General features: G+C 64.6%; 10 protein-coding genes and 1 tRNA gene. 5 read left to right on the top strand and 6 right to left on the bottom strand.

Features of this window, described 5'->3' with window-relative positions:
* Nucleotides 1-107: 107 nt before the first annotated feature.
* The 3 genes from acsF to Q0O40_RS13395 form a co-directional block, all read right to left on the bottom strand.
* Nucleotides 108-1,154, bottom strand: a complete 1,047-nt coding sequence (acsF, locus tag Q0O40_RS13405) for a magnesium-protoporphyrin IX monomethyl ester (oxidative) cyclase (RefSeq protein ID WP_295530780.1) — start codon at nucleotides 1,152-1,154, stop codon at nucleotides 108-110.
* A 278-nt stretch (nucleotides 1,155-1,432) separates the two neighbouring features.
* Nucleotides 1,433-1,519 (bottom strand) — tRNA-Leu (locus Q0O40_RS13400).
* A gap of 105 nt (nucleotides 1,520-1,624) precedes the next feature.
* Nucleotides 1,625-2,452, bottom strand: coding sequence for an MJ0042-type zinc finger domain-containing protein (locus Q0O40_RS13395; RefSeq protein WP_295530778.1), 828 nt, complete (start codon nucleotides 2,450-2,452; stop codon nucleotides 1,625-1,627).
* A 149-nt stretch (nucleotides 2,453-2,601) separates the two neighbouring features.
* Here Q0O40_RS13395 and ftsE point away from each other — a divergent pair, with 149 nt between their 5' ends.
* The 5 genes from ftsE to Q0O40_RS13370 are packed head-to-tail and all read left to right on the top strand — an operon-like array spanning nucleotide 2,602 to nucleotide 6,886.
* Nucleotides 2,602-3,348 carry a cell division ATP-binding protein FtsE gene (gene ftsE / locus Q0O40_RS13390; protein ID WP_295530775.1) on the top strand — a complete coding sequence of 249 codons (747 nt, stop codon included), beginning with the start codon at nucleotides 2,602-2,604 and terminating at the stop codon, nucleotides 3,346-3,348.
* The gene (locus Q0O40_RS13385; protein WP_295530772.1) at nucleotides 3,345-4,340 is read left to right on the top strand and encodes an FtsX-like permease family protein; all 996 of its coding nucleotides are present in this window, start codon (nucleotides 3,345-3,347) and stop codon (nucleotides 4,338-4,340) included. Before ftsE ends, Q0O40_RS13385 begins: the two co-directional genes overlap by 4 nt.
* Complete coding sequence (locus tag Q0O40_RS13380; protein ID WP_295530770.1) at nucleotides 4,340-4,885, top strand: YdcF family protein; 546 nt, start codon at nucleotides 4,340-4,342, stop codon at nucleotides 4,883-4,885. The genes Q0O40_RS13385 and Q0O40_RS13380 overlap by 1 nt, the downstream gene beginning before the upstream one ends.
* Nucleotides 4,886-4,893: 8 nt before the next feature.
* Nucleotides 4,894-5,613 (top strand): 1-acyl-sn-glycerol-3-phosphate acyltransferase, encoded by a 720-nt coding sequence (locus Q0O40_RS13375; protein WP_295530767.1) that lies wholly within the window; start codon nucleotides 4,894-4,896, stop codon nucleotides 5,611-5,613.
* A gap of 4 nt (nucleotides 5,614-5,617) precedes the next feature.
* A complete protein-coding gene (locus Q0O40_RS13370; protein WP_295530764.1) occupies nucleotides 5,618-6,886 on the top strand; it encodes an NRAMP family divalent metal transporter in 1,269 nt (422 codons plus the stop codon).
* On the opposite strand, the gene Q0O40_RS13365 is transcribed toward Q0O40_RS13370, so the two are convergent.
* From Q0O40_RS13365 to Q0O40_RS13355, 3 genes are all read right to left on the bottom strand, one after another.
* Nucleotides 6,849-7,811, bottom strand: coding sequence for a prephenate/arogenate dehydrogenase family protein (locus Q0O40_RS13365; protein ID WP_295530761.1), 963 nt, complete (start codon nucleotides 7,809-7,811; stop codon nucleotides 6,849-6,851). The two genes, Q0O40_RS13370 and Q0O40_RS13365, sit on opposite strands and share 38 nt — an antisense overlap.
* Complete coding sequence (locus Q0O40_RS13360; protein WP_295530758.1) at nucleotides 7,808-8,941, bottom strand: histidinol-phosphate transaminase; 1,134 nt, start codon at nucleotides 8,939-8,941, stop codon at nucleotides 7,808-7,810. The genes Q0O40_RS13365 and Q0O40_RS13360 overlap by 4 nt, the downstream gene beginning before the upstream one ends.
* Before the next feature lie 68 nt (nucleotides 8,942-9,009).
* A complete protein-coding gene (locus Q0O40_RS13355; protein ID WP_295530756.1) occupies nucleotides 9,010-11,103 on the bottom strand; it encodes an EAL domain-containing protein in 2,094 nt (697 codons plus the stop codon).
* Between the last annotated feature and the right edge of the window lie 123 nt (nucleotides 11,104-11,226).

Raw genomic sequence — 11,226 nt, 5'->3', positions numbered from 1 at the left:
AGGAGTGTTGGGACTTCATCTTCGTTCCTTCGTCACTACGACGAAGCCCCAACACTCCTTAAATCACAACCTCAAATCTGTGCCATTGGTGCTGACGGGGAACACGTTTACCAGGTTGCGGGGTGAAGCACGCGCGCGGGAAGGGCGTTGGCCTTCGTCCGCACCGAAAGCAGCCTCAAGAAAGCCCACCCGACCGCAGCGCTCGCACCGGCGCGAGCGATCAGCTTGCGCAGGCCGGCTTTTTCCCGTGCCGCCTCGAGCCGCAGCGATGCCAGCCGCATCGCTTCCATCGCATCGCGAAACTTTGGATTGTCGGTATCGAGCAGGATCGGGAAAACCTGCCGGCTGATATCAGAGCAGATCTTGAAGACCTGATAATCGTAGTTGGTGATGTCGAGGCCCATCGCGCGGTGCAGCGCCGGGCGCATATGATCGCGGCAATACATCGTCGCGTAGACCGAAACGAGGAAGAACCTGATCCACAGCCGGTTGACCCCGCGCGTCAGCTTTGGGTCGGCCCGGATCAGCAGCGCGATCGCCTCGCCATGGCGGTACTCGTCGTTGCACCATTCCTCGAACCGGTCGAACAACGGGTGGAAGTTGTTTTCGGGATGCGCTTCGAGATGACGGCAGATCGCGATGTAGCGGGCATAGCCAATTTTCTCGGAGAGATACGTCGCATAGAGAATGAACTTCGGGCGAAAGTAGTGATGCTTCTTGGCTCTGGTGAGGAAATCGAGGCTGATCGGCAGCCCTGCATCCTTGAGGCTATCGCGGATAAAGCCAGCATGCCGGCTTTCATCCCGGGTCAATAACCGCATCAAGCGCCGGATATCCGGATTCGTGGTGCGCCGCGCGATCTCGGAGTAAAAAATGCAGCCCGAGAATTCCGAGGTCATCGAGGAGAGCAGAAAAGCGATGAACTCATCGCGGACATCGGGCTCCAAGGCCTCGACAATGCCAGTGAAGCGGTCGCGGCGGCGAAAATGCAGGCGATTGGGATCGGCTTCCATTTGCGCGAGCAACACTTCCCATTCATCGCGCACCGGCCCGACATCGATGCGGTCGAGCGCCGCAAAGTCGGTGGTGTAAAAGCGCGGCGACAAGATCGTCTCGTCGACGATCTGCTGCTTCAGCACCTCTGTGGTTGGCATCGCACTCATGGCAACAGCAGGCATTGGTCCCTCCCCGATAGTTCGCAGAGTTTGGAGAGGCCGCGGCCTCATCGCATTGATCCAAATCAAAACGCGCCGCCGCCGCGCGCCGCTTTATCTGCGCGCTGGTCCGTGCCGCAGAACGGCGACGGCAGCGGCTCTGGATGGGCGCCGTATCAAAAGGATAGCCGTCAACACGGCAAGTTGAGGGAACGGACGCCGGACGTGCACCGGATTCGATGCCATCACCCCCTCAGGGGAAGTTTTCCAAAACTGTTTGGTGCGGTCGAGAAGACTCGAACTTCCACGGGCTTTCGCCCACAACGACCTCAACGTTGCGCGTCTACCAATTCCGCCACGACCGCAAATCGCACGAGGCCCCCGAAGTTTCTGCCGGGAGCGACCCGTTGGGGTAGGAGGGGCCACTAGCAAAGGACTTTGCGCGGTGCAACCGCGATCGGGCGGAATTTTCAGTCAGGCTTCCACCCGATTTCGGCAACGCTGGCGCTCTTGGGCACATCGGTGACGGCTTCGTTGATGGTCACGCTTTCGCCCGGGCGCAGGCTTTCGCGCGGCGGGCTGACGTTCCAAGTGTAAACCACCCGGTTCTTGTCGTCGCGCAGCACAATCACGATCGGCGGCACCTCGTGAATATCCTTGCCGACATTGGTGACGGTGCCGCTGGCACCGAAGTATTCCGTTCCATTGGGCAAAGTGCGCCGGTCCTGCCGTTCGGGCGGAAACGACAGTTCGAGATCGCGCGGCGCGACGGCAAAGGTCGAGCGCGCGATCGGCAGCCAATCGGGCAATCCGAACACAGCGGCCAGCCCGATCAGGCCAGCGACCGACGCAGCAAAGGCCGCTGCTGCAATCGTCCAGAGCCTCGCCGTGTTGCGGCGCGGGCGAAACGGCGGTTCGTACTCGAAGCTTGATGGCGCATCGGCGTATTGCCCAGCCTCCTTGCGCACCCGCCCGCGTGGTATCGTCAGCGGTTCGGGCAGATCGTCGCCGCGAAAGACTTTGCCCGGCGCCGCAGGGCTGACCGGCAGGGAATCAGGTTCGGGCGGCGTGGATACCGTGGCTTGCGGCTGCGGGGTTGGTTGCGGGGATGGTTGCGCGGCCGGTTGCGGCGGCGCTGGCGCTGCGCTTTGATCGGGCTCGGCGCGCGGCGGCAGCGGTGGTCCGTCCTGAAACCAGCTATGGCGACAATTGGCGCAGCGAACAGTGCGGCCCTCTAAGCCGATCGCGCTGTCGGGGACGACATAACGCGTCGAGCAGGCGGGGCACGCGATAATCATCCAACGTGGTTAGGCATGGCCTGCGGCGGCGACAATAGGGGCAGGCGGGGAGAAGTGCTTCTGCGGCCTTTTTTCCACATGGATTGCCGGTTATAGCCCGCTCGGACGCAAAACCCGCGCCCCCCAGTGCCAGGATCACCCCGCCGGAAATGAGCCATCCAGAAAGCGAGATTGTCCGGTTTGACAATGTTGGGCTGCGTTACGGCACCGACAAGGAAGTGCTGACCGATATCTCGTTCACGCTGTTTCCGGGATGTTTCTATTTTCTCACCGGCGCGAGCGGTGCGGGGAAAACCAGCTTGCTCAGGCTTTTGTACTTGTCGCAGCGGCCCTCGCGCGGGCTGATCCGGTTGTTTGGCACCGATGCGATCACCCTGCCGCGCAGCCGCCTGCCCGGCTTTCGGCGGCGCATTGGGGTCGTTTTTCAGGATTTCCGGCTGGTGTCGCACCTCTCCGCGTTTGACAATGTGGCGCTGCCGCTGCGCGTCGCCGGGGTCGGCGAAGCAGATATCACCAAGCCGGTGAGCGACATGCTCGAATGGGTCGGGCTAGGAGACCGCATGGGCGCGAGGCCCGCCACGCTCTCGGGCGGGGAGCAACAGCGGGTGGCCATCGCGCGCGCGGTGATCGCGCGGCCCGATATGCTGGTGGCAGATGAACCGACCGGAAACGTTGATCCCGAGATGGCGCTCAAGCTGCTGCGCCTGTTTGAAAGCCTGAACCGGCTCGGCACCACGGTGGTGGTCGCGACGCACGATGCCCATTTGATCCGGAATGTGCCCGAATCGCTGATCATGCGGCTTGACCGGGGGCGGCTCAGCGATCCGACCGGCGCACTGCGTTATCCGCCGCGCCGCAGCGCCCCTGCAGCACGGCTCGACATGACCGACCAATGAGCGTGGCCGATCCGCAAGCAAACAAAGCACAGCAGCCCGGCACGCAGACTTACGCCGCAAGGGCCGCGCGCTGGCTGGCCGCGCTGCGCATGCGCAGCGCTTCTGGCGATGCGCGCCTGCTACCAGAAAATCAGCTTACCGGGCCGATGCCGTGGGTCATCGCGATCATGATCGCGCTGACAGTGGTGGCCGCAGCAAGCGGCCTGGCGCTGCGCAACATGGCGCAGGCCGCCAGCGCCGATCTTGAAGGCGGCGTCACGGTTCAGATCGTGTCGGCGGCCCCGGCCGAGCGCAATCGGCAAGTTCGCGCGGCGCTGGCCGCGCTGCGCGCCGCGCCCGAAGTGGTCAGCGCCGAACCCGTAGCGCAGGATGATCTCAATGCGCTGGTCGAACCGTGGCTGGGCACGCGCCCCGGCGACGATCTCGAAGCGCTGCCCATTCCCGCCCTGATCGACGTGCGACTCGACGTGGCGCTGAGCGGGGGCGCAACCCCCGCGCGGCTCGCCGCCTTGCGCGCCAGAATTGCAGACGTCGCCCCAGCGGCACGGATCGATGCCCAGGCCGGCTGGCTTGCCCCGGTATTCCGGGCGATCAATGCGCTGCAATGGCTGGCGAACGGGCTGATCACGCTGCTGGCGGCCGCAACGATGGCGGCGGTCTTGCTCGCCTCGCGCAATGCGCTGAGCAATCACCGCGAGACGATCGAAGTGGTCCACATGCTGGGCGGCACCGATCGCCAGATTGCGCGTGTGTTTCAGCGTTCGATGGCCTTCGATGCGGCGGCGGGCGGGCTTGCCGGGCTAGTGCTGGGGATTGTCACCATCGCCTCGCTGGGGCGGCAGTTTGCGCCGCTTGGCTCGGGCATGACCGGTTCTGCGGTGCTGGCTTGGACCGATTGGCTGGTGATTGTGCTGATCCCGGTGCTGGGCGTGGCGCTCGCCGTGCTGACCGCGCGGCTTACGGTGCTCGCCGCGCTCAGGCGCATGCTGTGATGAAACCGCCCGGCCTGCTGCGCCGCCTGATTTCTGCCGTACTGCTGGCCTGGGTGCTGGGGTTTTTGTGGTTTGCGCTGTGGTTGCCGCAGCCGGCCGGCTCCCAGAAAACCGATGGCATCATCGTCCTGACAGGCGGCGCAGGGCGCATCCCGCGCGCGCTCGAAACGCTGCGTGCCGGGCGTGCACGCCAAGTGCTGGTAGCAGGCGTAGCCAGCGAGGTCCGCCCGCAGGAGTTCGAGGCGGAATACGGCGTATCGCAGGCGCTGATGGCCTGCTGCATCACGCTGGGCTTCGATTCAGTCGATACCCGTTCGAATGCGCTCGAGGCATCGCGCTGGATCGCGGGCCAGCGGATCCGTTCGGTGCGGCTGGTCACGACCGACTGGCACATGCGCCGCGCTATGTTCGATCTGGCCCATGCCGCGCCGCCCGGGCTGGAGATCGTGCCCGATGCGGTTGCCTCGCGGCCCAGCCTCAAAACGCTGTTCATCGAGTACAACAAGCTGGTGGCGCGCGGCGCGGCCTGGCTTGCCGGGTGGTAGAACCGCACATGGTCCAGAATGATCGCTCGGCGACCGCAGCCGAGATACTGCGCAGTCTGGTCTTCTACGCCGTGTTCTATGCAGGCTCGCTGATCGTAGTGCTGGCCGCAATCATTGCCGCGCAGCTGGCACCAAAGCTGTTTGACCGCGCGGCATGGGCGTGGTCTGGCTATCATCGCTGGTGTGCTCGCGTGCTGCTGGGCATCCGGGTCTCGGCCGAACGCTTCAAACCGCGCGAAGGTGTGCTTTATGCCATCAAGCACGAATCCTTTTTCGAGGCGATCGATCTGCCGTATCAATATCCCCGCCCGGTGGTTTTTGCCAAGGCCGAGCTCTTGCGCATTCCGCTTTGGGGGCCGGTGGGACGCCGCTTCGGGCTGATCGGGGTGGACCGTGAAGCCGGCGCGCGCAGCTTGCGCAACATGCTGAGCGAGGCGCGGCGGCGCATTGCCGACGGGCGGCCGCTGGTGATCTTTCCCGAAGGCACCCGTGTGCCGCATGGTCGCCCTGCCCCGCTCCAATCGGGCTTTGCCGGGCTTTACAAGCTGCTCGGCCTGCCGGTCATCCCGGTTGCGGTGGATAGCGGCCCGCTCTACAATCGCCGCTGGAAGCGCAGCGGCACGGTACATTACCGCGCGGGCGCAGAGATCCCGCCGGGGCTTGATCGCGCCGAGATCGAGGCCCGCGTGCTGGCTGAGATCAATGCGCTCAGCGGCACGGAAACATGACCTGATGGACCCGCAGAGCAGCGAAGACGCGGGGTCCGGCTCTTGCCTGAAGCAACTTGGCCCCGGGCTGGTCACAGGTGCAGCCGATGATGATCCCAGCGGCATTGGCACATATAGCCAAATCGGTGCGCAATTCGGCTATTCGCTGGCTTGGGCCATGCTGCTGGCATTTCCGCTTTTGGTGGCGACCCAATCCATCTGCGCGCGGATCGGTGCCGTAACCGGACAAGGGATCGCGGCGAATGTGCGCCGCCATTATCCGCCGGCGCTCCTGCGGCTGATGGTTATGGCGTTGGTCGTGGCCAATGTCATCAATCTGGGGGCCGATCTGGGCGCGATGGCGGCGGCGCTCCACCTCCTGCTGCCGGGGCCAGTGCTGCTTTACACCGCGCTGTTCGGGATCGGCAGCATAGCCGCCGAGGTGCTCATTCCTTACAGCCGCTATGCGGGCCTTCTGAAATGGACCACGCTATCGCTGCTTTCCTATTTTGCCGTGCTGCTGGTCACTGATGTCGATTGGGTCGCGGTCCTGCGCGGCCAGTTCGTGCCGAGCTTCGTGTTCGACCAGCCGCACGCGATGGCTCTGGTTGCGATGTTCGGCACAACCATCAGCCCCTATCTGTTTTTCTGGCAATCCGCGCAGGAGGTGGAAGAGCAGCACCGCCGCAAGACGCGCCCGCTGTTCATCGCCCCGCGCAAGGCCGGGCCGGAACTGCGCCGGATCGATACCGATACGCTTGTCGGCATGGCCTTTTCGAACCTAACTGCGCAGGCCATTGTCTTTGCCACCGCCGCCACGCTGCACGCCCACGGAATCACCACGATCACGTCGGCCGATCAGGCCGCCAATGCGCTGCGCCCCGTGGCCGGGGATTTCGCCTTCGCGCTGTTTGCGCTGGGCATCATCGGCACCGGGTTGCTCGCGGTTCCGGTCCTGGCGGGCTCGGCGGCTTATGCGGTGAGCGAAACCTTCCGCTGGAACGAAGGCCTCGATCGCCGCCCGCAGGAGGCCAAGGCGTTCTACGGGGTGATCGCGGTGGCCACGCTGTCCGGACTTACCCTCAATTTTCTGTCGGTCGATCCTATGCGCGCGCTTTATTGGGCGGCAGTGGTCAATGGCCTGCTCGCCCCGCCCGTCATGGTCATGACCATGCTGATTGCGCGCAATCCGCGCATCATGGGGCATCTTACGATTTCGTGGAGGCTGGCGGCGGTGGGCTGGACCTCGACTGCGGTCATGGCCGGGGTGGGATTGCTGTTCCTGCTATCGTGATCGCGCCCGCATCCCCATGATCGCTGCGCCCGAAGTCAGGCCGTGCGTCGTCCTGGCCCATCTCGATGATCGAGCGGCGCACCGCGCGGGTGCGGGTGAAAGTATCGAACAGCGCGTCGCCATCGCCCTTGCGGATGGCCTTCTGCAGCTCGGTCAAATCCTCAGTAAAGCGCTGGAGCATTTCGAGCACCGCCTCGCGGTTGCTCAGAAACACATCGCGCCACATCGTCGGATCAGAGGCCGCGATACGGGTGAAATCCCGAAATCCTCCCGCCGAGTATTTGATCACCTCGCTTTGCGTCACCGCTTCCAAATCAGACGCGGTGCCGACAATGGTATAAGCGATCAGGTGCGGCAGGTGGCTGGTAATCGCCAACACGCGGTCGTGATGCTCGGCGTCCATCGTCTCGCACCGCGCGCCCAGCGCTTCCCAGAAGCTGATCAACCGCGCAAGCTTCTCCGCATCGGCATCGGCGGGCGGCGTCACAATGCACCAGCGCCCGCGCAGCAAGGTCGCGAACGCGGCATCGGGTCCGCTCTGCTCGGTGCCGGCCACCGGGTGCGAGGGGATCACGCAAACCCCGGGCAAAGCCTCCGCCAGCGCGCGCGCGACCGCCGCCTTGCTCGATCCAACATCGGTCACGACCACTCCCGCCGCCAGCCCGCTGGCAATCGCTTGCCCCGCTGCCAGCATTGCCCCCACCGGCACGCAAAGCACGACCAGATCAGCCCCCGCCACTGCCTCAAGCGCGGTTTCGGCAATGTGATCGGCAAGACCAATTTCCCGCGCCCGCGCCCGCACCGCCGGGTCGCTGTCAAAGCCCGAAGTCATGATGCCCGGCACGCAGGCCCGCGCTGCCAGCGCAACCGAGCCGCCCAGCAAGCCCAGCCCGATCACGGCCATGCGGCAAAATGGCGGGTTCATCCTGCCTGCCCGGCCATCGCGCGCAGGATATCGGCAATCGCGTCCATCTGCGGCGCGGTGCCGATGGTGATGCGCAGGCATTGCGGCAGCCCCTGCCCCGGCAGCCACCGGGTGATGTAGCCCCGCTCCATCAGGCCCAGATAGGCCGCCTCTGCGGTCAAAGCGCCATTGAACTCGATCAGCACAAAGTTGGCTTCGCTGGGCAGCGGGCGCAAACCCGCATTGCCCATCGCCGCAAGCGCCGCGACGAACCGTGCCCGCTCGGCGCGGTTATGGTCGCGCGAGGCCGCGACGAAACCCTGATCCTGAAGCGCGGCCAGCGCGGTCGCCTGGCCCGACAGCGAGACATTGAAAGGCCCGCGAATGCGGTTCAGCATGTCGATCAGCGCGGGCGCGCCGGTCGCCCAGCCGACCCGCTCGCCCGCTAGCCCATAAATCTTCGAAAAGGTAAACGTCACCAGCACATTGGCCGCGCTATGCGCCAGCGCGAGCGCGCCGTCGTTCTGCTCGGGCGCGAGGTATTCGCTATAAGCATGGTCGATTACCAGCAGAATGTCTGGCCGCAATCCCGCATGCAGCCGCGCCAGTTCGGCGCGCGGCAGGAAGCTGCCGGTGGGGTTGTTCGGATTGGCCAGAAACACCACCCGGGTGGCCGCGCTGACACAGCCGAGCAGCGCATCGACATCGGTGCCATAATCGGCATCAGCTGCCACCACCGGGACCGCGCCGCAACGCCGCGCCGCAATATCGTAGACCGAAAAGCCGTAGCGCACATAGAGCACTTCATCGCCCGGACCGGCGAACGCCTGCGCCGCCAGATTGAGCAGCTCGTCAGAGCCGGTGCCCATCACGATGCGCGCTGCGTCGAGCCCGTGCAGCGCGGCGATGCCTTCGCGCAGCGCGGTGCTGGCAGGATCGGGATAGCGCGCCGGATCGCCCGCCTCGGCCCGCGCCGCCAACGCCAGCGGGCTGGCCCCGAGCGGGTTCTCGTTGGCCGAGAGTTTGATCAGCGGCTGCCCGTCGCTCCCGCTCGATTTGCCGGGAACATAGGCGTGGATCCCGAGGATCCATTCCTTGGGACGGGGAGCATCGGAAACGGAAGCTTCTTGCGGACTTTGCGGATGTGCCATAGCGCTGTGGCTTTAGCGGGCTTGCGCGCGCGTGCAAATACGGCTTGTTCAGTTAGCGGGCAGGCCGATCAGTCGTCTTCGCTGCGCTTCATGGCGCCGTTCCAGTCGCTGGCCATGCCAAATGCGGGCATCGAGGCCTTGCCATCCTCGCGCCTGCCCATCTGGTGCGGGCCGTCGACGCGGGTATTTGCCGGCAATCCTGCCGCCGCCAGCGGATAAGAGGAAACGCGGCTGCGGGTGCACAGCCCGCCGTTGCCGTCTGCGACCAGCGTCTGCTCAAACTCCAGGCCCTGCTGGCTCTTGCGCGAGCGGCGCACGGTGGAAACGGTCAACTGCCCTTCGCCCAGATCGACCACGAACTTGGTCCCAACCGGCACCCCGACGAGCCCTTCGATCAGCGCCCCCGAAGCCGAGAGATTGCGCAGCACGACGGGATAATAGTGCTCGTCATGAATGACGCCGATGCGGCGGAACATGGCCTGCCGATCATGCCGCTGGAGCGCGGGCCCGTTCGGTTCGATGACCCAGACGCCGCTATCGATCTCGCGTTCGAACTGCTCGTTGGCAATCGCCTCGCTATAGATAAAGCCTTGTACCTGGGTGACGTCGAGGCTTTTCATCAGATCGAACTGGTCGAAGCTTTCGACGCCTTCGGCGGTCGTTTCCATATCCAGCGCTTTTGCCAGGGCGTCAATCGCGGCGATGATGGCGCGGTTGCGCGATCCTGCTTCGGTGGCTCCGCGCACAAAGCTTTGATCGATCTTGATCTTGTCGAACGGCGCATTCTTGAGATAGCCGAGCGAGGAATAGCCCGTGCCGAAATCGTCGAGCGCGAGGCGCACGCCCAGCCCTTTCAGCGCCTTGAACCGCTCGTTGGTGGTTCCGCCCTCCTGCAGGAAGACGCTTTCGGTGATTTCAAGCTCGAGCCGCGCAGGCTCGAGGCCCGAACTGGCCAGCGCATTGGCGACCAGCGCCGGAAAACCCTCATCGGCAAACTGTACCGGCGAGACATTGACCGCAACGCGCAAGTGGCCCGGCCAACCTGCGGCCTCGGCGCAGGCGCGGCGCAACACCCATTCGCCGATGCCCTTGATGAGGTTTGATTCCTCGGCGATCGGAATGAACCGCACCGGTGAGATCATGCCCTTTTCAGGATGATTCCAGCGCACCAGCGCTTCCACCCCGACCACGCGGTTATCCGCCGCGCGCACGACAGGTTGATAATGAACTTCAAACTCGCCGCGTTCGAGCGCGTCGCGCAGATCCTCTTCGAGCAACCGGCGATCTTCGGCGGCCTTCAGCAAGTCCTTGATAAAAAACCGGAATCCGCCTCGCCCGCCGCCCTTGGCGGCATAGAGCGCCAGATCGGCGTTGCGGACAAGTTCTTCGCTGCCATCGCCATCGAACGGCGAGATGGCAACACCGACCGAAGCGCCAATGATGCAGCGGTTGCCATCGATCGAATAAGGCTGCGAGGCGACCGCGATGATATCGGTGGCGATGCCGCCCAGAATGCCGCGGTCTTCCTCGCCCGGGAAGATCACCTGAAACTCGTCGCCGCCAAGCCTTGCGACATGCTCCTTGTTGCCCACCACGCGCACCAGCCGCTCGGCCACTTGCTTGAGCAGCGCATCGCCTGCGGCATGGCCGAGCGTGTCGTTGACTTGCTTGAACCGGTCGAGATCGATCATCATCACCGCGCAAGGGCTGCCCTGCGCGGCGCAATTGGTGAGGGTGCGCTCCAGCAGCTGCGACATGCGCCGCCGGTTGATCAGCCCGGTCAGCGCATCATGCATCGCCAGGTGCGAGCTTTCCTCGGCGCTGCGCCGCTCGCTGGTGATGTCCTCACAGTGCCCGAGAAAGCCGGCGAATGCGCCTCGCACCATGACCGGCTCTGCCGAAACCGACCACCACAGGATTGATCCTGCGCGCTCGCTGCGCACCACGTGCCCTTCGAACCGGCGCATCCGGGTCATCAAGAATGGCAGCGACCGCTCGCTTTCGCCTTCGGAAGGAAGAAAAAGCTCGTTGAAGGAGCGTCCGATGCAGCCCTGCTCCCCGCCCAGCGCCGTTTGCGCGGCGGGCGAAAAATAAGTGACCCGGCCGGTTGCATCGGTCGACCAGAAGCAGCCGAGCCCGATATCTTCAAAGGCATAGCACAAGGCAGCCGCTTCAGCTTGAGGCGCGCGCTGGGGCAAGGCGCTTGGCTGCGCTGCCGGAACCACCATCTCTCGCGACTTGTACAATGCCAAACGATCAACCTTCCCGGCGCAATCTGGGGAATG

The organism is Novosphingobium sp. Chol11 (assembly GCF_945870625.1).
In the GTDB taxonomy this organism is placed as follows: Bacteria; Pseudomonadota; Alphaproteobacteria; order Sphingomonadales; family Sphingomonadaceae; genus Novosphingobium.
Note: the sequence above shows the minus strand (reverse complement) of the source record. Positions and strands in the feature narration are given on the sequence as shown.